Origin of the sequence: Planococcus sp. CPCC 101016, from assembly GCF_007859295.1 — a bacterium.
Taxonomy (GTDB): domain Bacteria; phylum Bacillota; class Bacilli; order Bacillales_A; family Planococcaceae; genus Planococcus.
The window spans coordinates 155,477-181,240 of the sequence record NZ_VOHB01000006.1; the positions used below are offsets into that span (position 1 = coordinate 155,477).

At 44.4% G+C, this 25,764-nt stretch carries 22 protein-coding genes; 8 read left to right on the forward strand and 14 right to left on the reverse strand.

Going from position 1 to position 25,764, the window contains the following annotated elements; genetic code table 11:
• Positions 1-84: 84 nt before the first annotated feature.
• Positions 85-1,839 (reverse strand): ABC transporter ATP-binding protein, encoded by a 1,755-nt coding sequence (locus FQV26_RS17195; protein WP_146559145.1) that lies wholly within the window; start codon positions 1,837-1,839, stop codon positions 85-87.
• A 2-nt stretch (positions 1,840-1,841) separates the two neighbouring features.
• Complete coding sequence (locus FQV26_RS17200) at positions 1,842-3,578, reverse strand: ABC transporter ATP-binding protein (protein WP_146559147.1); 1,737 nt, start codon at positions 3,576-3,578, stop codon at positions 1,842-1,844.
• A 477-nt stretch (positions 3,579-4,055) separates the two neighbouring features.
• On the opposite strand from FQV26_RS17200, the gene FQV26_RS17205 reads away from it, so the two are divergent.
• The gene (locus FQV26_RS17205) at positions 4,056-4,574 is read left to right on the forward strand and encodes a universal stress protein (RefSeq protein WP_146559149.1); all 519 of its coding nucleotides are present in this window, start codon (positions 4,056-4,058) and stop codon (positions 4,572-4,574) included.
• A gap of 229 nt (positions 4,575-4,803) precedes the next feature.
• Positions 4,804-5,247, forward strand: a complete 444-nt coding sequence (locus FQV26_RS17210) for an arsenate-mycothiol transferase ArsC (RefSeq protein WP_146559151.1) — start codon at positions 4,804-4,806, stop codon at positions 5,245-5,247.
• A gap of 98 nt (positions 5,248-5,345) precedes the next feature.
• On the opposite strand, the gene FQV26_RS17215 is transcribed toward FQV26_RS17210, so the two are convergent.
• From FQV26_RS17215 to chrA, 3 genes are read right to left on the reverse strand one after another with little or no spacing between them, the layout of a single operon-like run.
• Positions 5,346-5,939 carry a cyclase family protein gene (locus tag FQV26_RS17215; protein WP_146559221.1) on the reverse strand — a complete coding sequence of 198 codons (594 nt, stop codon included), beginning with the start codon at positions 5,937-5,939 and terminating at the stop codon, positions 5,346-5,348.
• A gap of 30 nt (positions 5,940-5,969) precedes the next feature.
• Positions 5,970-7,223: a kynureninase gene (gene kynU / locus FQV26_RS17220; RefSeq protein ID WP_146559154.1), complete on the reverse strand. Its 1,254-nt coding sequence runs from the start codon at positions 7,221-7,223 to the stop codon at positions 5,970-5,972.
• A gap of 19 nt (positions 7,224-7,242) precedes the next feature.
• Positions 7,243-8,415, reverse strand: a complete 1,173-nt coding sequence (chrA, locus tag FQV26_RS17225) for a chromate efflux transporter (protein ID WP_146559156.1) — start codon at positions 8,413-8,415, stop codon at positions 7,243-7,245.
• Between the two features lie 332 nt (positions 8,416-8,747).
• On the opposite strand from chrA, the gene FQV26_RS17230 reads away from it, so the two are divergent.
• Positions 8,748-9,650, forward strand: a complete 903-nt coding sequence (locus FQV26_RS17230) for a cation diffusion facilitator family transporter (RefSeq protein WP_146559158.1) — start codon at positions 8,748-8,750, stop codon at positions 9,648-9,650.
• Between the two features lie 87 nt (positions 9,651-9,737).
• Here the strand turns inward: FQV26_RS17230 and FQV26_RS17235 are convergent, their stop codons facing one another.
• From FQV26_RS17235 to FQV26_RS17250, 4 genes are all read right to left on the reverse strand, one after another.
• Positions 9,738-10,793 carry a mechanosensitive ion channel family protein gene (locus tag FQV26_RS17235; RefSeq protein WP_146559160.1) on the reverse strand — a complete coding sequence of 352 codons (1,056 nt, stop codon included), beginning with the start codon at positions 10,791-10,793 and terminating at the stop codon, positions 9,738-9,740.
• 33 nt (positions 10,794-10,826) lie between these two features.
• On the reverse strand, positions 10,827-12,143 hold the full coding sequence (locus FQV26_RS17240) for a DUF2254 domain-containing protein (RefSeq protein ID WP_146559163.1): 1,317 nt from the start codon (positions 12,141-12,143) through the stop codon (positions 10,827-10,829).
• A 90-nt stretch (positions 12,144-12,233) separates the two neighbouring features.
• Positions 12,234-13,430, reverse strand: coding sequence for a cytochrome P450 family protein (locus tag FQV26_RS17245; RefSeq protein WP_146559165.1), 1,197 nt, complete (start codon positions 13,428-13,430; stop codon positions 12,234-12,236).
• 132 nt (positions 13,431-13,562) lie between these two features.
• A complete protein-coding gene (locus FQV26_RS17250; RefSeq protein ID WP_146559167.1) occupies positions 13,563-14,627 on the reverse strand; it encodes a phosphotransferase family protein in 1,065 nt (354 codons plus the stop codon).
• A gap of 346 nt (positions 14,628-14,973) precedes the next feature.
• Here FQV26_RS17250 and rsgA point away from each other — a divergent pair, with 346 nt between their 5' ends.
• On the forward strand, positions 14,974-16,029 hold the full coding sequence (gene rsgA, locus FQV26_RS17255) for a ribosome small subunit-dependent GTPase A (protein WP_146559169.1): 1,056 nt from the start codon (positions 14,974-14,976) through the stop codon (positions 16,027-16,029).
• A 36-nt stretch (positions 16,030-16,065) separates the two neighbouring features.
• Here rsgA and FQV26_RS17260 read toward each other — a convergent pair whose 3' ends face one another.
• The 4 genes from FQV26_RS17260 to FQV26_RS17275 form a co-directional block, all read right to left on the reverse strand.
• On the reverse strand, positions 16,066-16,707 hold the full coding sequence (locus FQV26_RS17260; protein WP_146559171.1) for a response regulator: 642 nt from the start codon (positions 16,705-16,707) through the stop codon (positions 16,066-16,068).
• Positions 16,708-16,723: 16 nt separating this feature from the next.
• Positions 16,724-17,839, reverse strand: coding sequence for a GAF domain-containing sensor histidine kinase (locus FQV26_RS17265; RefSeq protein ID WP_146559173.1), 1,116 nt, complete (start codon positions 17,837-17,839; stop codon positions 16,724-16,726).
• Between the two features lie 224 nt (positions 17,840-18,063).
• Positions 18,064-19,764: a phospho-sugar mutase gene (locus FQV26_RS17270; protein ID WP_146559175.1), complete on the reverse strand. Its 1,701-nt coding sequence runs from the start codon at positions 19,762-19,764 to the stop codon at positions 18,064-18,066.
• Positions 19,765-19,953: 189 nt separating this feature from the next.
• A complete protein-coding gene (locus FQV26_RS17275) occupies positions 19,954-21,498 on the reverse strand; it encodes a carbon-nitrogen hydrolase family protein (RefSeq protein ID WP_146559177.1) in 1,545 nt (514 codons plus the stop codon).
• A 132-nt stretch (positions 21,499-21,630) separates the two neighbouring features.
• On the opposite strand from FQV26_RS17275, the gene FQV26_RS17280 reads away from it, so the two are divergent.
• Genes FQV26_RS17280 through FQV26_RS17290 form a run of 3 tightly spaced genes read left to right on the forward strand, consistent with a single transcriptional unit; the run spans position 21,631 to position 23,428 of the window.
• Positions 21,631-22,056 (forward strand): disulfide oxidoreductase, encoded by a 426-nt coding sequence (locus FQV26_RS17280; protein ID WP_146559179.1) that lies wholly within the window; start codon positions 21,631-21,633, stop codon positions 22,054-22,056.
• Positions 22,057-22,058: 2 nt separating this feature from the next.
• Positions 22,059-22,532, forward strand: a complete 474-nt coding sequence (locus tag FQV26_RS17285) for a thioredoxin family protein (RefSeq protein ID WP_146559181.1) — start codon at positions 22,059-22,061, stop codon at positions 22,530-22,532.
• Between the two features lie 50 nt (positions 22,533-22,582).
• A complete protein-coding gene (locus FQV26_RS17290) occupies positions 22,583-23,428 on the forward strand; it encodes an RluA family pseudouridine synthase (RefSeq protein WP_146559183.1) in 846 nt (281 codons plus the stop codon).
• Between the two features lie 40 nt (positions 23,429-23,468).
• On the opposite strand, the gene FQV26_RS17295 is transcribed toward FQV26_RS17290, so the two are convergent.
• Complete coding sequence (locus FQV26_RS17295) at positions 23,469-24,299, reverse strand: aldo/keto reductase (RefSeq protein WP_186760049.1); 831 nt, start codon at positions 24,297-24,299, stop codon at positions 23,469-23,471.
• A 149-nt stretch (positions 24,300-24,448) separates the two neighbouring features.
• Here FQV26_RS17295 and FQV26_RS17300 point away from each other — a divergent pair, with 149 nt between their 5' ends.
• Positions 24,449-25,750 (forward strand): NCS2 family permease, encoded by a 1,302-nt coding sequence (locus FQV26_RS17300; RefSeq protein WP_146559185.1) that lies wholly within the window; start codon positions 24,449-24,451, stop codon positions 25,748-25,750.
• The last annotated feature ends 14 nt before the right edge of the window (positions 25,751-25,764 follow it).

Sequence of the window (25,764 nt, forward strand, 5' to 3'; positions counted from 1 at the left end):
TTTCGTACGCTCTTTCAATTATAAGGAACGGAAGCTGAATTTAACAGCGATAGCTTCTTAAGACATAAAAAAAGGGAATGCCCCTTACCCTACAGATTGGGTTTGGGACATTCCTGATTGAATTTTATACATCTGGTAATAGGTGCCGCCTAGCTTCATCAATTCCTCATGAGAACCGGCTTCTGCAATTTCACCCTTTTCCAGTACTAGGATGCGATCAGCGTTCTTGATGGTTGACAGACGATGGGCGATGATAAATGTCGTTCTGCCTTTTTTTAACACATCCATAGCGTGCTGAATGATTTCTTCTGTTTCTGTGTCGATATTGGATGTTGCTTCATCCAATATTAAAATTGCCGGATCGAATGCCAGTGCACGGGCAAAGGAAACCAATTGACGTTGTCCTGAAGAAAGCGTACTGCCTTTTTCCACTACCGGCTCATCAATTCCTTTCGGCAAGTGATTCAATACCCGCTCACCGCCAACTGCGGCTAACGCATCAATCACCATTTGGCGGGTGATTCGCTCGTCTCCAAGCGTCACATTCGATTCAATCGTCCCACTGAACAAATATGGATCTTGCAAAACAATTCCCATATGCTCCCTGACCGACTGTCTCGGCATGTCATTGATATTGACGCCATCGATGGTGATAGCCCCATTGGAGACGTCATAGAACCGGAACAAGAGGTTCATGATGGAACTCTTGCCGGAACCGGTGTGTCCGACAAGCGCTACAGTTTCCCCTTGCTTCGCTTCAAAGGAAATGTCCTTCAGCACATACTCTTTCTCCTTGTAGGCAAACCATACTTTCTCAAAACGAACATTCCCACGGTAACGCTCAATTTTCTTGTCCACTACCGCTTCCCCATCTTGATCGAGCAGACGGAATACCCTTTCTGCAGCCACCAATGCCTGCTCAAGACGGCCAAACTGGTTGACAATGCCGCTGATCGGATTGAACAGCCTGATAATATAGTCGATAAACGCATACAGCACACCGACCGTTACAACTGTACTGCCGGACATAGCCGCACCGCCGAAATACCAGATAAACAGAATAAAAGTCAAAGATCGCAGCACACCAACTAAATTGTAGGAAGCTGCTCCTTCAAGAATCAACAATTTCTTCTGGTATTTATAATGTTCATCGTTCATTTCTTCGAATTCATCTTTCATCTTGCGTTCACGACGGAATGCCTGAATGATAGTCATTCCTTGCACTGATTCATTGATCATAGCGTTCATTTCACTAACTTTTTCCCGGACTATGTGATTATAGCGTGCTGCATACTTGCGGTATACGAGCATCCACACATATAGCAAAGGAATTAGAATCAAAGTCATGGAAGCCATTTTCCAATCCAGATAAAACAGCGCGACATAAATTCCACCCATATACATAAAGCTTGTGGCAAATTGAGACAACACGGTTACGAATAAATCCCGGATGGCTTCTGTATCATTGGTGATGCGCGCCACCACCTTACCTGCTGGCAAATTATCAAAATAACGGATCGGTAAGGTTTGTGTATGTTCGTAAACGTCGTTGCGCATCTTCCGGATAATCCGGTTAGCCCCTTGCTGCAGAAGAATGGACTGAAAGTAACGGAAAATCGCCGTTACAACAGCCAGCCCAAAGAATAAAGCCAATAAATAAGCAATCGGCTCAAAGTTTACTGTGTCTCCTGAAACTGCTATATGATTATCGATGATCTCTTTGGCAATAAGCGGTGCTGCCAAATCGGCAGCTACTGCGATAGCCAACATCACTAATCCGAAGAGTAGGACGCCTTTAAAATTCATTGCATATTGTAGTAATCGTTTTCCTGTTCCCATGTTTACACCTCCTCGATTTGCTGTCGGAGGAATTGTTCATTATACCAGCCGTTCGTTTTCAGCAAATCACCATGAGTTCCTTCTTCAATAATTTTACCTTCGTCCAATACCACAATCCAATCAGCATGCTTCACCGCAGAAAGTCTGTGCGTAGTGATAATGGTGGTCTTTCCGGACCGTTCTGCCTGGATGTTTTCAATGATGCGTGCTTCCGTTTTCGCGTCGACCGCTGAAAGCGAATCATCGAGGATCAGAATTTCCGGATTTTTTATTAACGCCCGTGCGATTGAAATCCGCTGCTTCTGACCTCCGGACAAGGCTACCCCTTTTTCGCCAACCAGTGTATCAAGCCCGTTTGGCAATAATGCCAAATCCTTTTCAAAGTAGGAAAGACGAAGCGCTTCAATCAACTCTTCTTCACTGGCATCCGATTTACCGAACAGGATGTTTTCCCGGATTGTCCGTGAAAACAGCACATGGTCTTGGGGCACATAGCCAATCCAACTGCGTAATTGATCTTTCGTCAATTTTTTCAATTCAATGCCATTCATCAGGATGGACCCTTGTCCTGTTGGATACTCTCTCATCAATTGCTTAACGAAAGTCGATTTGCCGCTTCCGGTTTTCCCGACAATGCCCAATGTCTGTCCACTGTTCATCGATAAATTGATGCCTTGAAGGTTGATGGAGCTTGACTGGGGATAGGTAAAACTGAAATCCTTGAAGCCGATCTGCTCTGGCCGCCCGGTTTTGGCAGGTTCCTTCGGATCAATGACATCCTCAGGATAATCCAGGGTTTCATTAACACGGTCCAAAGAAGCATTGCCTCGTTGCAGAATATTGATCAGTTCACCGATTGCGAACATCGGCCAGACAATCATACCCAGGTAAACATTGAATGCGACCAAATCTCCCAACGACATGGTTCCTTCAGCTACCAAGAATGCACCGTAGCCTAGACCAATCATGTAGCTGATGGATGTCAACACTTTGGTTACAGGAGCAAACAATGCGTCAATCCGTTCAACGGCCATATTTTTCTCATAAACATCATCCGTCATATCCGCAAATTGCTGCTCTGATGCTCGCTCTTGTACATAGGCCCGAATCACTCGAACGCCTCCGACTGATTCCAGGACACTGTCGTTCATGTCACCAAACGCTTCCTGGGCTTCCATATAGCGTACATGAATTTTTTTGCCCAGAATCTGGACTACGATGGCAAGAATAGGCAATGGAATCATAGCTAGGAACGTCAATTCCCAGGAAACCAATACGCCCATGGCAACAATGATTGTAGCCATGTACAAGGTTGAATCCACCAATGTCAAAATACCGAATCCTGCTGTTTCGGAAATTGCCTTCAAATCGTTGGTGGCACGTGCCATCAAATCCCCTGTCCGATTTTTCTCATAAAAAGTCGGAGTCATTTTTAAGAAATGCCCCATAAGACTTGAGCGGAGCTGCCGTTCAATAACATAAGCACCTCCGAACAATTGATACTGCCATACAAAATTGATCAAATAAGCGAGGACTAGAGATATACCTAGAACCGCAATATACTGCCACATTAATCCCACCGTTAGTTGTCCTTGAGCAATGGAATCGATAGCCACACCGATTAGCCATGGAGGGATAATTTCTAAAATATTTGCAACAAATAGCAGGGCAACAGCTATGGTATATCTTTTCCAATTTTCTTTAAAAAACCATTTCAATTTCCATAATACGTCAAACATCTTTTACGCCTTCTTTCTTTTTTTTACCTCTCAGCTAATCGCCTTCTAGCGATTCTTTCATCATAATTTTCCCTTTTTGAAGTCGTTTCATCTTCAACAGCTCCTCTTTTATATTTATTTAAACAGTTCAGAAAACCGATTAAATCACAAAAAAGCGCGCGCCTCGTTTATGGGCGCACGCTCATGGAAACAGGACTGGGTTGCAGACCGGTCCCTAACATTTCTATTTCCGAAATAAAATCAGAAAAAAACTTCAGGAGGGTCTGACAATGATATTAAATTGATTATCATGTTATTTTTCAACTTTTCCATCATCATAACCTCCATTTCCTTTTATTTGTTAATTCAAGAGTACCAAAGTCTTTTTTGAATTGTCAACATTTTTCGAAAATACTTTCTTTATGAAAATTGCAGATGTTTTCATTTCCAGGTCTGAGGGTATTTTACCATTAAGAGATATTGGGCGAGGTGAAAGTAATGTTTAAAAACATCGCAGTGGCTTATGACGGATCTGAAGGAAGCAGAATCGCATTTGATAAGGCAATAGAATTTGTCAAAATATTGCCGGACGTCAAGCTTTCTGTAATTTACGTCAATGAGGATTACCGGGAAAGTTTGGGCTATATGGATGCTGGCAATGCTTCGGCACCTGTGATCTCGGCAAACGTCGACAGCAACTATGCTCAATTCATGCCCCCGGGAATTGGCGACGAAGGCTTCAATCCACCAAAGGATTATGACAATACAACGGCCGAATATTCAAAGCATATGCACAATTCCATTCAACAGCAGCTTGACACACATAATGTTAAAGCTTCTGTACTTGCGCTAGAAGGAAATGCAACCAAAACCATCTCTGCTTTTATCGAGGAGCAAAATATCGATTTGCTGGTTATCGGCAATAGCGGAAAATCAGGACTGCAGAAATTTTTTGTAGGATCTGTAAGCAAAAAATTAATCAAAGATTCTCCAAGTTCGATTCTTGTAGTTAAGTAAGTTATTATTCTCCTTTAAAATAAGGAGCTCTTTATTTATTGACCATGAAAATAACATAAACTATCCGGTCTGTTGAGAAAAACTATTTGTCAGCAGCACCGGATTTTTTAGATTCGGATGAGTTATTATCACAATTTCATCACAAATTTAGTAGTTTATTTTCCTAAAGGATGGGTAAAGATTACTAGTAAGAAAAATCGGTTCGACCAACAGGAAGAAGGAATCACCCATGCCAAGACATACTGTTTACTTTCTATCTTCTCACCAGGATCGTGGTTTGATGGCTGAAATTTGGGCAAATCGGCTGATGCTTCCTGATTGGGAAATTCGCAGCGCTGCATGGACCCAATCTCCTCAATCATCTGTCAATGAAATACCTTTAGAAGTAATGAAAGAAGTCATATTGGATTTACCGCCAGTAGAAGCCCGCACTTATAATTCAGAAGAAGTGGGTGAAGCTGATCTAATTATCGCTTTACATGACGGAGAGCTGGAGCATGGAGACATCCCCACAGATTTACCGAGCCAAAAACTGTTGAGATGGGATATACGAAACCCCGAACTTCGCAGCAGCGACAGCACGGAGCAATGGGCACTGTATCAGGAGATTTGCGATGAAATCGCAATGAACATAAAAAACATGGAATCGTACTTCCGTGCAGATTACGTATAAAACCTTCACCGGTAATTTCGGTGAAGGTTTTATATGTTTCTTAAATTATGGCTTGCAGTTGTACTCGATTGAGCAGTTATATGAACACTGACTCTTTCTCAAATATAGAGGACTGCCCGCACAGGACTGCCTTCTCCACCCTTGATCTTCAACGGCAATGCGGCTAATCGGTAAACCCCTTCCGCTACATCATCCAATACAATCCCTTCAAGGATAAATCGCTGGTGCCGGTTCATCGCCTGATGCATCGGCAGCTCCTTGCTGGTTTCTGGATCGACGGACGGTACATCGACTCCCAAGAGCCTAATCCCATTCTCTTCTAGCCATTCAGCGATCGAATCATCGAATACCGGCCATTTGTCCGGGAAACTGCCGCGATCTTTCCAAGAGACTGTTTTCAGCAATAAAGCAGTAACGCCTTCTTCAAGAGGTTTGAAATCCGATGGACTGATTTTTTCCATCCCGCTGACATCTAAGACTTGCGCCTTCGACAAATACACATCCAGCGGCAGTTCATCTGTCTTGAGGCCTTGATCATCGTAATGAAAAGGAGCATCGATATGCGTTCCCATATGGGTACTTGTCTGCAGTTTTCCGATATTGACTGATCCGCTTTGCTGCTTCGTTACTGATAGTTCATAATTGAACGGCACATCTCCAGGCCATTCTGGCGTCGAATCGCCTAACTCCATCGATATATCAATAATTTTTTTAATTTCCACTTAAGCCACCACATTTCGTTCATTACTGAAGTCTTTGTATATTTCGTTCTCCATAATTTCCTGCAGCTTGTCTGCTACCTGCTGCACATCGCGGAAGGAAGTATAAAAAGCGATTGGAGCCAGGCGGATGATATTCGGGGCACGGAAATCAGGAATGACTTTTGCTTCTTTTAAAGCTTTGCATATTCTAGCCGCTTCCGGATGGGCAAAGGCAATATGTCCGCCCCTGGATTCATCTCCCTCTGGCGTTACGTCAGTCAACTCCGGCACTTGTTGTCCAACAAGTTGTCTTAATAGAGTCGTCAACTGCAGTGATTTTTTACGGATTTCTTGAATCCCAGCTTCCTCAAACAGCTCCAGACTCCCGAGTAGAGGTGCCATGCTGAAGATATGTGGAGTACCGATTTGGTAAGCGCCAGCTCCCTGGGCTTTCGAAAACTTATGATCCATATCAAATTGGCGAGTTTTATCAGATCCGAACCAGCCGGCATTTCCCGGCAACAGCTGATGATGGCGTTCATGCAGATAAAGTCCACCTGTCCCACCAGGCCCCGAATTCATGTATTTATAATGGCACCAGACGGCGAAATCCACTCCATCGTCATGCAGATTATGAGGCATGGCACCAATTGAATGGGCCAGGTCATAACCAACAAGTATGCCTTTTTGATGTGCAGCTTCAGTGATTTCCCGAATCGGCAATAATTGACCGCTTCGATATAGCACTGAAGGCAGCAGTAATACCGCCACATCATCTGTCAGCTGTTCGATAATATCATCCAACTCCAGCGTGTAGCCGTCTCTGCTCTCAATTTTGCGCATCGCCTCAGCTGGATCAAGTCCACGCAGGCGAAGATGGCTTTCTACCGCATAAATATCCGATGGAAAGTTCAAGTCATCTACGACGATAGCAAAACGTTCAGCTGTCGGCTGAAATACCGTTGCCAGCATCTGATGAATGTTCGATGTAATCGACCCTGTCACCATCACTTCATGAGCTTTAGCACCAACCAAAGGCGCAACGCGCGCGCTCATTTCTTCAGCTAAGGTAAACCAGGGATGCTGACCTTCTGTCCACCCGTCAATTCCAAAAGTCTTCCAGCTGTCCATTAAAGATTGCAATTTCTCTTCAGACCGCTTGGACATCAATCCAAGGGAATTCCCGTCCATGTATACCGTTTCTTTTTCGACAAAAAATTCTTGTTTGAATTTCGCCAATTCATCTTGTTGGTCCATGTCTTTGCTCGTCAACATTTTTATCCTCCTTCAACCATCACATCGCATAAGCGACTGCACCGAGTACCGCCGTCACGAGTACGACAATCCAAGGAGCCATTTTAAAATAGACTAACATTGTGAAGGCAGTTATCGCAATTGCAAAATCGACAGGTCCGCGAATTCCGGAAGTGAATACAGGATCATACAAAGCTGCAAGCAAAATTCCGACCACGCTCGCATTGACGCCTTTCAGCGCCGCCTGCACTCCTGACTTTGTTCGGATAATACTCCAAAAAGGCAAAGTCCCGATCACCAGCAAAAATGATGGCAGGAACATGGCGATGACGGCAATCAATACACCCCAACCACCGTTCATCAATTGACCTAAATAACCGGCTAATGTAAAAAGTGGACCAGGTACTGCCTGAGCCGCTCCATAACCGGCAATAAATGCATCAGCCGTCATCCAATCCGGTACTACTTCACGTTCAAGCATTGGAAGTACGACATGGCCTCCGCCGAAAACAATCGAACCCACACGATAGAAGATATCAAAAATGGCGAAAGAAGTAGATTCTATGAATGGCCGGATTAATGGCAAGCCGATCAATAACACCGCAAAAATAGACCAGGCAGCAATCCCTGTTTTTTTACCAAAACTTAATACCAAATTAACCGGCTCTGGCGCTTTTTCATTACGATATATGGCATAACCGATAATGCCCGCCAGCACAATCACTCCGATTTGGGCCCAGGTTGTGGGTATCAGCAAAATCAGTATCGCTGCCCCTACGGCAATTGCAATTCGCTGCCGGTCAGGAGCCAAGTTTTTTCCCATCCCTAGTAAAGCATGTGCAACTACAGCAACAGCCACAATTTTCAAGCCTTGTATCCAGCCGCTGTCGAATGAACCATTGGTGACGAGAAGTGCAAACAGCAGCAGCAGAATAACTGAAGGCATGGTAAATCCGAACCACGATAAAAATCCGCCAAACAGGCCACCGCGCAACATGCCGATGGAAATCCCCACTTGTGAGCTTGCCGGCCCTGGAAGGAATTGGCAAAGCGCTACCAAATCAGCGTACGCCTTGTCGTCCAGCCATTTTCTTTTGGTAACATATTCATCTCTAAAATAGCCTATATGCGCTGTTGGCCCTCCAAAAGATGTCAGTCCCAATTTCGTTGAAGCCTTTAAAATCTCTGCATAATTGTTCTTTTTCTTAGTCATAGCCCTCTCCTTTAAAGTAAATATTCTACCTTTAAGTATAACTGTTTGCTTATATATTTCATATTAAATTTATGTAAAAAAGCTTCTTATAACTTTACGAAAGCTTTTTCGTATTGACATTGCCCTAAAAGACCTTGATACTATTTAAAGACGGTTTACGAACCAAGATCCGTTCTTTTACCGGATAACGAACCACATGTCAGCAAGCAAATATCGGTTGCTGAAAATTTAAAAACACAATTCACTTAATCTGATTATAATTAAACTACTGAAGCGGCCCTCCTTTGAGGGTCGTTTCACTTTGTTCCAGAGACTTGGAGGCGGGAAACTTTATGGACCTGTATACAAACTTACGCAAAGGGGAAAAAGGTGCCTGGATCAGTATTGGTGCTTATGTATTTCTTAGTGCTATCAAGCTCATTTTCGGCTTTATAGGCTCTTCTGAAGCACTAAAGGCTGATGGCTTTAACAACTTGACGGATATTATCGCCTCTATTGCTGTTCTGGTCGGCCTTCGGATTTCCCAGAAACCTCCGGATGAAAATCATCATTATGGACATTTGCGGGCTGAAACCATCGCTTCACTGCTGGCTTCTTTTATTATGGCAGTCATTGGTTTACAAGTTCTGACCAATGCTTTCCGTGCGATTTTCTCACCGGCTGCTGAAGCACCTTCTTTATTCACTGCCTGGGTAGCTTTTTTCTCAGCCATCGTCATGTACGGTGTGTACCGATATAACATGAAGCTCAGCAAAGAAATCAAAAGTTCGGCCGTTCGAGCCGCAGCCTATGACAATCGTTCCGATGCACTTGTCAGCATTGGTGCTGGCATTGGGATTATTGGCGCTATTTTCGGCGCACCGATCTTGGATGTCATCACCGCTTTTATTGTCGGCTTGATCATCATTAAGACAGCTCTTGATATCTTTAAGGAATCCGTTATTACCTTAACCGATGGCTTTGATGAAGATGAAGTGGAGACTTTATCTGTTTTAGTCAGAAGAGTACCCGGTGTCATCGCCTTGCGCGACTTCAAAGGCCGCAATCATGGCAATGTCATGTTCATTGATTTAACAGTTAGTGTCGCCCCTCACCTGAACGTTGTGGAAAGCCATTGGATCACAGAAGAAATCGAAAGAAAAATCCAGAAAGTCAAAAAGCATTGCGTCATTCTCGTCCATATCGAACCGGATTATTCTTTTGTCTCTTCTGAGGATGATGAATATGACGAATAGCGGTGTCCGATAAGGGCGGATGCTGGGTCTTTGGCAATTTCTTGCCAAAGAATAAAAAGTCCGTGGCTTCTTTCAGCCATGGACTTTTTATTGTCTTTCATATACGGGTTGGGCCAATTTCACTTTATGATGAATAAAATCTTGAGCGATGGCATGACGAATCCGGCTTTCAAGCCTTTCTTTCATTTCGACATCAGTCACTTGCACTTCTACTTGAAAATCAAGTGCTGAATTCCGAAAGTCGATAAACCGGACATCCGCTTCTTTTTCCGGTATTCCTTTCATCAGTTGAGCTGCCTTTCGAGCCGCTTCTTTTAGGATATCTTCGATATTCTCAGTATCACTGCCATAAGCTACACTCACTACAACCCGTGCATATAATTGGGCGCTGGAACGGTTTTTGACGATTTGCTCAATGAAATACTGATTAGGAACGACAAGTGTGCCTTCCTTTAAAGTTTCTATAACAGTCGACCGGAGTTTAATTTTCGTAATCCGTCCAATTTTCTTATCGATTTCCACCATTTCACCGACTTCCATCGGACGCTCAAACAAAATGATAATACCTGAAACAAAATTGGCCGCAATATTGCGTACGCCAAATCCTATACCAATTCCCAGCACACTGAAAACAAAACCGAGTGCCGTTAGGTCAAGGCCTACTGTCGTGAAACTAACGGCCAAAGCCAGAAACATCACCACATAATACAATAATCGATTGATGGTATACCCCATGCCAATATCAACGTTAAACTGTTCGTAGACAAAAGGCATTACGTAATGGTTAAAAGCTTTTATGAGGCGGCTGGCAAAAGTTACGATCATCACGGCCACCACAATCAACAAAACGGAAATTTCTACACCTTCAGTTTCGTAAAAGGCCAAAGTCAGCCATCGTTCTCTGGAAAAATAGAATAGGAAGAAAAGGATGCCGCCGTAAAGTGCAAGCCAGTTTAAGATATCTTCAATTACTGGATAAATGCGTTCTTTGAAATCTGCAGAAGAAGTCAGCTTTCTCAGAAGTAACAAAACCATCGATTTCCCCAAGAGTATCAGACCCAGGTAAATAAAGAACATCAGAAATTCTCCTACAGACAAATCCCTTAAAAAGTTGATTCCCTCAAACAACTGGTTATTCTGCATCGTTTCCCTCCTTTATTGATTAGTCAGTGTAAGTTAAATGGCACTGCTATCTGCTTTCTCTGCCAACAAAATATTATAGGAATGCTGATCCGTGGTTTCAGCTAAGCGATCGATCTTCTTCTGAAGAATTTCCTGATCAAATGATTTTAATTGATGGATATCGACACCTTCAAAAATGTAGCTATGGGTATTCCATAAGTCTTCGTAATGCCGGTGCGGCGCAAGTTCAGCAGCGACAGTCAAAGAATCGATGATGGATATCAACACCGAAATATCCTCTTTCCCATAATGAGATAATTGGTAGAAGGTTTTGTATAAGATTTCTTTGTACGGCGGAAAGCGATAGAGGACCCGCTGCGCTTTTTCTTCATCGCCCAACAGAAACGGTCCCGTTTTCAACTGGCTCAATCGACCCAGCAGCCGTCCCAGCCGCACAATGATTTCATTGGCCGTATTTGGATCGTTGGTTCCTGGAGAGATAGCCCGCAGTGCCACTTCAACTAATTTTTGAAGGGCAAAGTCAAGATCTTGCTCTGACGTCCTTGATGTACCAAGTGAGTAAAATTTGTTAACAGCCACTTCCGTTTCACCAATTTTGTAAACATGAAAAATCGGCTTTCCTTCGTATACGTAATCTCCTGTTTGCACAAGAATTTCTACTGACAGATCTTGGTCTTCTGCATAATCGACAAGTTTTTTAAAAGAAAGAAATTGAACATATCCCTCTTTTTTAGCTGAATGAATTTCTTTAACTCCGATTGGATTCCACGACCTATCTGGTTCTTCCTGCTCTTCCTGCAGTTCCTCGATTTTGGAAATTGCCTGTTCTGTGTCCTTAATTAATTCATTGACCAAATGCCCGACTTGCACATGAGTGGCGATGTAGTGGATAAAATAGGCGAATGTGGAAAGACAGAAAAAAGCGAGTACAATTCCGACAAAAGTAGAAATTACATCAGTGTTGTATAAGTCATCTCTCATAAATAATAGCGACAAGGTATTATAGATAAAACCACTGAGGAAAATTCCCAATACCCGCCAGGTGATTTTATCGTGAATAAAGTTTTTCAATGTTCTCGGTGAAAATTGTGACGAGTACATGGTCAATACAACCAGTATTGTTGAAAATGTAAAAGTCGTCATCGTTAATAATGCGCCTGATAAATTCCCCATGATGGTCTTAGCCAAGTCCACATTCGTTAATAGGACCGATGGAATATAGGGTTTCAACTCTTCAATATACAAAAGGTCAATATAGAAAAAAGTGATCGACAGGAGGACTGCCATCACAATATACAATGCGGGAGTAAGCCACAATTTTTCCTTTAACCAGAATGTCAGCGACTTCATATTCATCCCCCCTCTCTTATAAATCCCTTTCCCTTGATAGCTTTTGAACAAACAAAAAGGACTGGAGACCTCCAGTCCTTTTTAGCTTATTCATTTCAGCAGTAGCGGCAATTCTTTGACACCGCGCACAATCATGCCAGGCCGCCATTCCAGTTCGCCGCTCTCTACAGCCAGTTTCATCTGTGGAAAACGTTTCAGGAGACTAGTAATGGCAACTTCCCCTTCCAAACGGGCAAGAGGCGCACCAAGACACATGTGAATCCCTTTGCCAAACGCCAGATGCGGACTTTTTTCCCGTTGAATGTCGAATAGTTCCGGATCGGCAAATTTTTCAGGGTCGTGGTTGGCCGAGTTCAGCGAGACAACAACCAGATCACCTTTTTTCAAGGCTCGGCCTTGAAACTCAAAATTTTCGCTTGCCCACCGGGATGTGCTGAATTCTACGGGGCCATTGTAACGTAAAGACTCTTCGATTGCCTGATTGATGAGTTCAGGCTGCGCCTCTAAAAGCTTTCGCTGTTCTGGAGTTTCCAGTAGGGATAACACGGTGTTGCCGATCAAATTCACTGTCGTTTCATGTCCAGCAATAATCAATAATGTAACAAGACCATAAAGTTCCCGTTCACTCAAACGGTCACCTTCTTCCTCTGCCTGAATCAAGCTGCTGATCAAATCGTCGCCAGGCTGCTCGCGGACTTTAGCAAACCATTGCCCCAAGTATTGGACAAACTCATTCATGTGCTGATAAACAGAAGCGCCCAATTCCCCGCTGGTCCCTTCAATCAGCGAGTTGGACCATAAACGGAATTTGTCACGGTCATCTGACGGCACACCTAAAATTTCACAAATAACGATGATTGGCAACGGAAAAGCATAATCATCAATTAAGTCAACTCGCTCCTTGCCTTCCATAGCCTCCAGTAATTCATCTGTTATTTCCTGAATCCTGCCTCGCATGCCTGAGATCATTTTAGGCGTAAAGGCTTTTTGGGCAAGCCCCCTCAATCTTTTGTGGTCAGGCGGGTCTGCGAACAGCATGTTTTGCGTAAAGACACTCAACATATCCATGCTGCCGCCATAAATCTTCGACATATCTTTAATAAATCGCGGATCTTTCAGGACTTCCTCTGCATCTGAATACCGTGTCACCATCCAGCCCTGCTGGCCGTCAGGAAAGCGCACGGCATGCACCGGATCCTCTTTCCGTAATTTTTCATAAGCAGGATAGGGATTCTGTGTAAAGCGCTCGGTAAACAATCCGTAATCACCGGTTCGTTCTGAAGTCATTTAAACTCCTCCTTTTCCTTCTCTATACCCCGCCCTCATCAGATTCATCTCGTTCATATTTACCAAATTCTCCTATATATCCAAAATCAACAGACGGCTGCTTGAGTTTATCTTTCTGTTGTTATGTATACATTACTTTTTTAGTGCAATTGATAATGCATGCTTCATCAGGCTTTTGACAAATTGATCAAAATTCGCAAACCGCGGATCCTTTGTCTGTCCTTTTTTATAACGATAATAAATTTGCTGGACGATGACCGCCAATTTAAAATATGCGAACGTCAGATAGAAATTCATATCCGATACATCCCGTCCGCTCTTTTCCCCGTAACTGGCAATAAACTCTTCCCGGCTGTAAAAGCCGTCTAATACCGTCACCGGTGCTTTGCCAAGTCCTTTTTTTAATAAATCAGGATCGTCTGCTTGAATCCAATAGCTCATAGCCGCTCCGAGATCGGCCAACGGGTCTCCAACTGTGGTCATTTCCCAATCAAAAAGACCCGTTATTTCTGAAAAGTCCTCTGAAAACAAAGCATTGTTCAATTTAAAATCGTAATGTATGATGGCGGGTTCCTGAGATGCAGGTATATGGGTCAGCATCCATTCAGCTAGCCGGTCTACGCCTTCAATAGTATCGGTTTGCGCGCGTTCATAACGGCCGACCCAACCTTCAACTTGACGCCGCATGAATCCAGTGGGATTTGCCAGTTCAACTAAGGGGGTTTGTTGGTAGTCCAGCGAATGAAGTTCGACTAAAAGATCCACCATTTTCTCCGATATCTTCTGTCCCAGCTCTGCAGTCGGTTCAACACCTTCTGGAAATTCGGTATCCAATACAAGACCGTGCCGCCTTTCCATGACAAAAAAAGGACTGCCAACGATTGATGCATCCTTTGAAAAAACTAAAGGTTTCGGAGCGGTTTTAAAGATCGGATGCAAAGCTGATAAAATCTTGTACTCACGCTCCATATCATGCGCTTTAGGTGCCACAGGTCCAAGCGGCGGCCTTCTCAGGACAGCTTCCCAGCCTCCGATTTGAAGGGCATATGTTAAATTGGAATGGCCCGTGCCGAACTGCCGGATTTCGAGTTCTCCGGCGGGCAAATTGTCGATTTCGTTGCGAAGAAATTGTTCAAGAAGGGGTTTATCAAGTTCCTCTCCTAGCCTTACTGAAATGAGCATATCTTGTTGTTCCATCCTATCTCCACCTCTTCTATTTTCACTTGATCTGTTGAAATAAATATTCGGAATAATCACTTAATGTTAGCGCTGTCATTTCCTGAATGCAAGTACAAGCCGTTTCTTTTTCAATAATCCAAAATTTCTTCTTGACCAAAAATGAGTTTTCATTTATCGTTAACTTAACTTGAAGAAAGAGGTGAGACATTATGGCTATTTTATTTTTGAATACGCAATTCCAGTCTATAGTGTCTCCTTCTGTGTATCGCTGACGATACGCTTCTTCCATTATGCCCGGAGACCACGGACTGCGAATTGCGCGCATCCGTGGTTTTTTATTTTGCATAATTAGGAGGAACTATCATTGACGAAGATTGAACAATACGGCTGGAACTCCAGCTGGCAAGAAAAATTAACCGCACCAGGAATCCCTGGTCGTGTAACCTTGGAACATAAAAATTTATACCGTGTGGTTACAAATAAGGGAGAATGGCTTTGTTCACTATCTGGAAAATACCGGCATCAACATAGCCGCACAGAATTTCCATGTGTGGGTGACTGGGTGGCAGTTGAACAAATGCCCGGGGAAGAAAAAGGCATTATTCACCAAGTACTTCCCCGCAGTTCGCAGTTTTCAAGAAAAATGGCGGGTGAAACATCAGACATTCAATTGATCGCAGTCAATGTGGATATTGTCTTTCTGGCGATGTCGCTGAACCACGACTTTAATGTCCGGCGGCTCGAACGTTATTTGTTGGCAGCCTGGGATTCAGGATCGAACCCCGTCATCGTCTTAACGAAAAAAGATCAATGCCCAGACATTGAGCCTTATATGCATCAAGTAGAGAGTGTGGCATTCGGGGTTCCGGTATATGCGGTGTCCGCTCTTACAGGCGAAGGAATAGAAGAACTGCAAAAGCAGCTGGCCGGATCAAAGACCGGTGCACTGCTTGGTTCTTCCGGAGTTGGAAAATCTTCATTGATCAATTCCCTATCCGGCAGTGAACAGATGTTGGTTCAAGATATCCGGGAAGACGACAGCAAAGGCCGACATACGACAACACATAGGGAAATGATTTTACTGCCCGCAGGCGGCTTGATGATCGATACACCGGGTATGCGTGAATTTCAGCTTGGAGATTATTCGGAAGGCGTGGAAGCGGGCTTTAATGACGTGGAAAAGTTGGCACTCGCTTGCCGTTTCCGCGATTGCGCCCATAACGATGAGCCCGGATGCCGTGTCCAAGAAGCGCTCCAAAGCGGTGAACTGGATGCCGGACGTTACCGGAGCTACTTGAAACTAAAGCGCGAGCTGGCCCATATGGAACGGAAAAGTGATGCAGCTGCCCAAAAGGCAGAGCGCAGCAAATGGAAGCAACTAACGAAAGACAACCGAAAACGGCCAGTGAAAAAACGATAAAAAAAGAGTGCGACGGAGATTTCCGTCGCACTCATTTTACGTTCTCTCTGGTTCTGTCAGTCCATGTTTCACAGCGTAAAGCGCTGCCTGTGTCCGGTCCTGGACAGCCAATTTGATAAAGATATTGGAAATATGGGTCTTCACTGTTTTTTCGGTGACAAATAAAGCCGATGCGATTTCCCGATTGCTCTTGCCTTTTGTCAACTCAGCCAGCACTTCCTGTTCACGTGGAGTCAACTGATTTACGGTATGCGGTGCTGGCTCAGCCGGTGCTTTCATCAGCTCAGACGACGCTTTCGGGTGAAGCGTATTTTCACCACGCATCAGACTGCGCAATGAAGCCACCAATTCATCAGGTTCAATATCTTTTAATTGATAGCCTGCAGCCCCTGCTTCAATTGCCGGCACCACATGATCCTGGTCAGAAAAACTGGTTAACATCAGGACAATGATATCCGGGTGTTGTTCTTTGATCAACCGGGTTGCCTGGATGCCGTCCATAACCGGCATCACTAAATCCATCAAAACGATATCCGGTCGAAGCGCAGCAGCCATTTCTACAGCTTCCTTGCCATTCACTGCTTCTCCCACTACTTCAATGTCTTTTTGTGTTTTCAAAAAGAACAGCAGGCCTCGCCGGACCACGTGATGGTCATCGGCTATCAAAACTTTCACCATGTTCTTCACTCCTCCATTAATACGGAATCCGCACCAGGATTTCCGTTCCTTTGCCAATTTTACTGGACCAGTCGGCAGTTCCACCTTCCGCTTGGGCACGGTCGCGTATGCTCTGAATTCCAATGGAGGGCAGGTACACTTCGTGGTCAAATGCAAACCCTCGTCCTTCATCTTTAAGCACCAGCAAGACATCAGTTGCCGTAACCGACAAATACAATTCGACTTTGTTGACCCCTGCATGCTTCCGCACATTATTTAACGATTCCTGCGCAATGCGAAATAAAGTTTCCTCTATGCGCGACGGCAGTTGAATGACCCCAGTCATTTTCGTTTCAACCGTCAGCCCGAGCATCTCTCCATAGCCTTTGATGGCATCAAGCAATCCGCTTTCCAGCCCTTTTGGCCGCAATTGCCAAATTAAAGCTCTCATTTCATTTAAGGCTTCTTGCGTCAAATGCTGGATATCGCGAAAGGTTTCCTGTACGGCAGTATCCTCCGACATTTCCACGCCTCCGCGGGCAGTCAATGTCACCGAAAATAACAATTGATTGACCGAATCATGAAGATCGCGTGCTAAGCGGTTTCGCTCCTTAACAAGAGCCAGCTCCTGCTCCTGTTTGGTCAGGCCGATCCGTTTGATTGCAGAGCCGATCTGGAAAGCCACCGACTCCAAAAGAGCTAATTCATCTTTAGAAAAACCGACAGTATCCGGTGCGGCAATGTTCAACAGCCCGAACTTTTCTTTTCCTGACTGCAATGGAACAGTGGCATGATGCGTGATGCTTCCTTGCTTTTCTGATTTTGCCGGCATGGCATTTTCAATACGCTGGCAAGCGATGATGTTCGACGCTTTTTCGAGGTCTCCATCATGGTAGCGCTTGACGCACCAGCAGCCGCCTTTTTGCAGAGGACGGCAATTATTCTCTTCCAAAGGAGCTGGAAGATTTGCCTGAGCCACCAGTTGATGTTTGCCTTTTTCATTAATGAAGAAAATCCAGGCCGTCTCGAAAGTCGAGGCACTCAATAATTTGCGAATGGCCCCATCCAGCATCCGTGCCATATCCGTCTCTTCATTGAGCAATTCGGCTATTTCTTTCAGTAACGTTATATTGGAAGGTTCATTCATCACCATAGCCATTCACCTCATTCGTACTGATTTAACCATACACTTTTTAGAGTAAATCCTCCCTCGTACTTTTGTACGAGAAAAGCGGAAGCGCCTGTTTAGAATCGACAGGCTTAAGGCAAGCGGACTTAAGACCCCGAGGTTCTAGGCGCTGAAGCTGGACAAAGAGAAAAGCGGAAAAACCCTTGTAGATTAGAAAGGAAAAGCCCCCTTTTCAGGGAGCTAAACCATTATCTGCTATTTACTTCCTCCAAAAACGATTCCTTCAGCAGCTCCAGCTTTTCATCACTTTCTTGCTGGGTTTCAGCTGTAATGCCAAAGTAATACTTTACTTTCGGTTCTGTACCGCTCGGACGTACGCAAACCCAGGAACCGTCTTTCAGAAAATACTTGATAACATTCGACTGAGGCAATTCGATTTTTTCATCGGTGCCCAAATCAACAAAGATGCGGTTTTGAGTTTCGTAATCTTCGATAGAAACGACAGGAATTCCGGCAATCGCCTGAACCGGCCGCTTGCGCAAGTCTTCCAGCAACGCATTGATTTCTCGTGCGCCATCGATGCCTTTTTTAGTGACAGATACTAGCGACTCCCGGTACCAGCCGAAGCGATCATACAGTTCGATCAAGACATCGTGGAGATTTTTCCCTTGCTTCTTATAGAAGGCAGCCGCTTCAACTAGCAATAGAACCGATTGGACAGCATCTTTATCCCGTGCAAAATCACGGATCAAATAACCATAACTTTCTTCATAGCCGAATAAAAATTCAAACTGCGGGTTGGCATCATTATGCTTTAATTTTTCACCAATAAATTTAAAGCCAGTCAATACATCCTCACAGCCAACTCCATAGGAATCGGCTACGACGCGGCCAAACTCAGATGTGACAATGGTTTTAAAGATGCGGCCGTTTGTCGGCAAAGTGCCTTTAGCTTTTTTCTGACTCAGCAGGTACTCGATTAAAATAGCACCGGTCTGATTGCCGCTCAGCAATTCGTATTGGCTGCCGCTCCAGACAGCAATACCGACACGATCCCCATCAGGATCAACAGCAATCAGCAAATCGGCTCCAGATTTTTTGCCATACTGCTCCGCCAATTCAAATGCGGAACCTTCTTCAGGATTAGGGGATGTCACTGTCGGGAACTCGCCATCAGGTTCCATCTGTTCTGCAACGTACGTGATCTGGTCGTAGCCTGCTTTATCCAATAACCGTTTGACTGTTGCACCTGATGCTCCGTGAAGCGGGGTAAATACGGCTTGAATCGGACTTGCTGAATGTTCCTGCACAGTCAGTGCATTAGAGAGGTACGCCTCATCCATTTTTTCGTCAATCCGGACCAGCAGCGATTCTTCGAACTCAGCATTAACGATGGATAGTTCGTCTTCAACGCGGCTGACATAGTCGATGACACGATCAGCATCTTCCAGGTTCAGTTGAGCGCCATCTTCTGCATACACTTTGTAGCCATTGTATTCCGGTGGATTGTGGCTGGCCGTAATGACAATACCCATGAATGCGTTTAAATAGCGGACACTGAACGACAATTGCGGTGTTGTCCTCGGGCCGCTGTACAAATACGTGTGAACGCCGTTCGCTGCAAAAGTACGAGCCGCTTCTTCCGCAAATTCAGGAGACATGCGGCGACTGTCATAGGCAATGACAATTCCGCGCGACATCGCCAGTTCGCCATTTTCCTTTATGTAATCAGCGATTCCTTGTGACGCTTTTCGGACAGTGTAGACATTCATCCGGTTTGTTCCTGGTCCAATTTCACCGCGCATTCCTCCGGTGCCAAAAACTAAATCCTGATAAAACGCATCTTCCGCCGATTTTTCATCTTCCATCAGGACAGTCAGTGATTGCCTTGTTTCCTCGTCGAGTGCTTTGTGGTCCAACCAACGTTTAATTCGTTCTTTCCATGACATATACATTCCTCCAACCTTATTGGTATAAATAGTATTAATGATCTTCACTTGGTGATATTCTACAGATCAACTGCTCTTTCCTGCGGAAACTATGCCAAAAGTTTCATATATAGCTAAAATCATTTGTTTAATCTTTAGTTTACCAAATATTCCGAAGAAAAGCCGCTCCCATTTTGGAAGCGGCTTTGTTTAGTCTTTTTTGTATTCAACGCGGTAAACATCGTGGCGTCGATCCTTCAATTGCTTGACCGTACCATTTTGACGCTGACGTCTTAATATTTCAAGATCGACATCTCCAATCAATACCATTTCAAGGTTTGCATTGGTTTCTCCGACAATTCCATCACGAGCAAATTCAAAATCGGATGGAGCGAAAATTCCCGATTGGGCGTACTGGATATCCATGTTTTCAGTTTGCGGCAAGTTGCCCACCGTTCCTGAAATGACCGTATAAATCTGATTTTCGACTGCGCGGGCCTGTGCACAATAGCGGACACGCAAGTAGCCTTGGCGATCTTCTGTACAGAATGGAGTGAATATGATATTCGCTCCCATGTCTGTTGCAATACGTGCCAGTTCAGGAAATTCAATATCGTAGCAGATCTGGATTGCGATTTTTCCGCAGTCCGTATCAAAGACACGAACGGAATCACCGGCAGATATCCCCCACCATTTGCGTTCATTCGGTGTAATGTGGATTTTATACTGCTTGTCGATGGATCCGTCCCGGCGGAACAAGTAAGCAATATTGTAGATTTCATCGTCTTCTTCTTTAACGAAATGTGATCCACCGATGATATTGATGTTGTAACGGACAGCAAGGTCTGTAAACAATTCAATATATTGAGGCGTGTATTCAGTCAGTTTCCGAACTGCTTGACTTGGCGATGGTTCATTCAGGAACGACATCAATTGTGTTGTAAAGATTTCAGGGAATACCACGAAATCCGAATGTGCATCTGATGCCACATCTACAAAGTATTCAACCTGGCTGGCCAAGTCGTCAAAAGATTTAATGGCACGCATCAAATACTGCACCACACAAATCCGGACTGGCAAGCTGGTTTTAAAATGGCGTTTGGAGATCGGCTTATAGTCGACATTATTCCATTCCATCAATGTTGCATACTTGCCGGATGCCAAATCATCCTGCAGGTAATTCGGATTGATCCGCATCAATTGGAAGCCATTCATCAATTGGAACGTCAAAACGGGATCATAGATTTTATGGCGTGATACAGAATCGACATACTCTCTCGGAGACATTTCATCCGCGTGTTTATGGTAGTTTGGAATGCGTCCTCCAATGATAATCGACTTCAAGTTTAGTTCACGTGCAAGTTCTTTGCGGGCTTCGTATAGACGCTGCCCTACTTTCATCCGACGGTATTCTGGATGCACCATGACTTCAATGCCGTACATATTGTAGCCATCGGGGTTATGGTTGGTGATATAGCCTGCGTCTGTTACATCGTCCCACGTATGGCGATCATCGTATTCATCAAAGTTGATCAATAGGCTCGAACACGAACCAATCACTATGCCGTCTAGTTCTGCGACCATTTGTCCTTGAGGAAAGACGCCTAAATGGCTTCTTAACTGCTCTTCTTTCCAAGGGTCCATTCCAGGAAAGCATAAACGCTGCATTTCAAGGATGGCATTTATATCTGCATAATTCATTTCACGAATGATCATGCTTTTTTCAAAATGGGATAAATCAAATTGTTCTGCCACAATACAGCTCTCCTTCACAAAAGTTTCAAACTTTATTATATAGGATAGTTGCTCAGGTTGATATTATTTTACTTGTATACCGATAACAATTATAATTCTATGGAAGTATTTTTTGAAAAGAGGGAACACCAAATGACGAAACGCCAGGAGAATGTTTTGCTTTCCATGTGGGTTGTAGCGCTCATTGCCACGTCGGGTTCGCTTTATTTTTCTGAAATTCGAGGCTATGCACCGTGCGACCTGTGCTGGATCCAACGCATTTTCATGTATCCGCTTGTCATCGTCATCGGAGTGGCTTTTGTCCAGAAAAATGTTCGAATCGCAGCTACCGCTTTAATTTTTTCAATTGTGGGCGGAGGGATTTCCCTTTACCATTATGGCTTGCAGAAACTCGACTTTCTGTCAGATTCAGCACCTTCTTGTGGACTTGTGCCATGTACCGGGGAATACATCAATCTTCTCGGATTCATCACCATTCCGTTTTTGGCGTTGACCGCATTTATTCTAATCGCCGGAATGAGCATTTATTTATTGAAGTCCCTTAAGGAGGAAAAGTAAAAATGAAGAAATTATTAATTATCGCAGGCATTGTTGTGGTTATATTTGCAGGTATCATTTTCTTGACGAGTCAGGCAAACGAGGAAAAACTAGCGAACAACCCATACGATACAGAAGATTTGGAGCAGGCAACGATCGATCAATTGGACGATGAAAACTACCAAAATATTGTGCTGCCAGCTGAATTGGAAGAACAGATTGCCAGCGGCGAGCCAACGACGGTTTATTTCTTTAGTCCACTCTGCCAATACTGTCAGGAGACTACACCTGTTTTAATGCCTATAGCTGAAGATATGGATGTAGACGTTTTGCAGTATAATCTGTTAGAGTATGAACAAGGTGGAGAACAATACATGATTGAGGCAACTCCCACCCTAATCCATTTCGATAATGGTAAAGAAGTTTCACGTTGGGTCGGCGCACAGCCGAAAGAAAATATCGAACAATTCTTCACCGATGTAGTTAAAAATAAATGACATAAGGATCATGTGCCTTGCGCATGATCCTTTTTTATGGAGGAAATCGAATGACTTGGAGTTACGAAATTAAAGACGACGGCATGACCGTCGAAGAATTGCTGAGAACCGAATGGGGCCTTGGCAAGAAAGTAGTCCATCAAATGCGCATGGCCAAAAGCGTCAAGAACGATAAATTTCAGGAAGTTATCTGGAAAGAGCCTCTGCCTGCTGGAACTGTCCTGCACTTCGACTTGCCGCCTGCTGACTCTCCTTACGAACCAAAACACGATGTGGAGCTTCCTGTTCTATTCGAAGATGACCACTTCATCGTTGCCCGCAAACCGAAAGGCATGGCAACACATCCCAATGAAGTCGGACAAACCGATACCTTCATCAACGCCATTCTTGGGCACATCATCCGCAACGGCGGATCATACGGCGAACATGTCCACCGTTTGGACCAAGGAACTTCCGGTCTTTTGATGGTCGCGAAGCATCCTGTTGCGAAAAACGTCCTGGACCGTATGCTGGAACAAAAACAGCTGGTTCGCGATTATGAAGCTGTTGTCAAAGGCAAAGTCCATAATAAATCCGGTACGATCGATTTCCCGATCGGCCGTGACCGCCATCACCCAACCCGCCGTATGGTCTCTCAAACGGGACAGAGCGCTGTGACCCATTACCGTGTATTAAAGCAGATGGAAGGCAAATCGCTGCTTCACCTGACACTTGAAACCGGACGCACGCACCAAATCCGAACACATCTTTCCCACATCGGCCACCCAATCGTTGGAGATACGCTATACGAAGGGCCCCCGACACAAGATGGTGCTTATCACCTTCATGCTTTCCGCATGTCGTTCACCCACCCTTTCACAAATGAAAAAGTGGTTGTTGAGGATTCAGCAAGATAATAAAAAAGCAAGTTCCTTTTTGAAGGGAACTTGCTTTTTCTTATGCCTTGATTTCATCTGGATGGGTACCAGAGCGCCAATCTTGATTCAACCCATCGATTAATTTCATTTCTTCTTGGTTTAGAGAGAAATCAAATACTTGTGCGTTTTCTCTAATGCGCGATGGCGTCACAGATTTCGGGATGACGATCAGATCGCTTTGTAAATGCCAACGGATGATGATTTGTGCAATCGTCTTGCCATGGGTTTTGGCGATTTCAGATAGTACAGGATCCTCAAGCAGCCGGCCTCGTGCCAGTGGCGACCAGGAAGTGACAGCAATGTCGTAAGAGGCACAATAATCCCGAAGCGGAACTTGTGTCAACTGTGGATGCAATTCAATTTGATTGACCATTGGTGGGATGTTCGCCGTTGCCAGGATTTTCTCCAAATGATGCTGCTGATGATTGGAGACGCCAATGGAACGAACCAGCTTTTCGTCATAGAGGCGCTGAATGGCACGGTACGTGTCTACGTATTTCCCTTCAATCGCCCAATGTGTCAAGTAAAGATCCAAATAATCAAAGTCCAATCGCTTTAAAGAAGCTTCGAATGCGCGCAACGTTTCATCGTAGCCTTGATCCGTATTCCAGACCTTCGAGGTAATGAACAAGTCATCCCTCTTTACGCCGGAATTCCTTACCGCTTCGCCCACTTCCGCTTCATTGTCGTAAATGGTCGCCGTGTCTATCGCTTTGTAACCCGCTTGAATCGCAGTGGCCATGGCTTCCACTGCCGCTTCTTTATCGGTCATTTTGTATACGCCTAAACCGAAACGAGGCATCTCTACTTCATTATGTAAGGTTTTTGTTGAATTGATTGCCAATTCCATTTTCATCATCCTTTCCTTTATATTGTACAAATAATATTAGATAAATTCGACTTTAAGGATTTTTCAAAAGGTACTTGCACTCTTATATCAAAGCGAATATTATATAGGATGTTGTTTAAAATTGTTCGTGTTTCGGAAGGAGCTTTTTTATGTTTCATTTAAAAGAAAATAATACTGATATAAAGACTGAAATCACCGCAGGAATGACGACTTTTCTGACCATGGCCTATATCGTCATTGTCAATCCTGTCATTTTAGGAGCGGCCGGAGTACCGTTTGATCAAGTCTTTTTGGCAACAATCATCGCGGCGGCAATCGGCACGCTCTGGATGGCATTGGCCGCCAATTATCCGATTGCGATAGCGCCGGGAATGGGCTTGAACGCTTATTTTACATCCATGGTGCTTGGTTCGAATGGAGCCATCGACTACGTAACTGCATTTGCCGCTGTTTTTGTCGCAGGTCTCATTTTTGTTCTATTATCTCTAACATCCATGCGAAAAGTGCTGATCCAAGCCATTCCTGAAAATTTAAAGCATGCCATTACTGCAGGCATTGGACTTTTTATCGCCTTTATTGGGATGCGACTGAGCGGTTTAATTGTCGCTAATGAAGCGAACCTCGTCGGTTTAGGCAATTTGACTTCTCCACCTGTAGCATTGACCTTGCTCGGATTATTAGTTACCGTGATTTTCATGTCATTAAATATTCATGGCGGCATTTTCTACGGAATGATCGTCACCGGAATCGTCGCCTTTTTCACTGGTCAATTAAAATTCGAGGGCAGCTTAATGCAGCTGCCGTCATTGCCTGAAGGGATTCTTATCTGGAATCCGATTGAAGCGCTGCAACTGGTAATCGAATACGGCTTGTATGGTGTCGTCTTTTCGTTCCTGCTGGTCACCTTGTTTGATACAACCGGCACAATGATTGGTGTAGCAAAGCAAGCCGGGTTGATGAAAGACAATAAAATGCCGAGAATGCGGCAAGCTTTGCTGGCAGATTCAGTTGCCGCCACTGCCGGTGCGATGGTGGGGACAAGCCCTACTTCAGCTTACGTTGAATCATCGGCAGGCGTTGCAGCTGGCGGGCGTACCGGGCTTACCAGTCTGACAGTCGCCATCCTGTTTATCATTGCAGCGTTCTTTGGTCCATTGGTCGGTGCTCTATCCAATGTAGCGGCGATTACAGCTCCGGCATTGATCATTGTTGGCAGCTTGATGATTGGTGCTGTTAAACAAATTGAATGGGAGCATTTCGATGAAGCGTTCCCGGCGTTCCTGATCGTCCTAGCCATGCCACTGACTTCCAGTATCGCAACAGGCATTGCTTTTGGTTTCATCACTTATCCATTGATGAAAATCTTTAAAGGCAAAGGCAAATCGGTTCATCCCATCCTTTATATTTTCGCTGTGTTATTCACCATTCAATTGCTAATTGCACCGCATTAAAAAAACCGCCACTC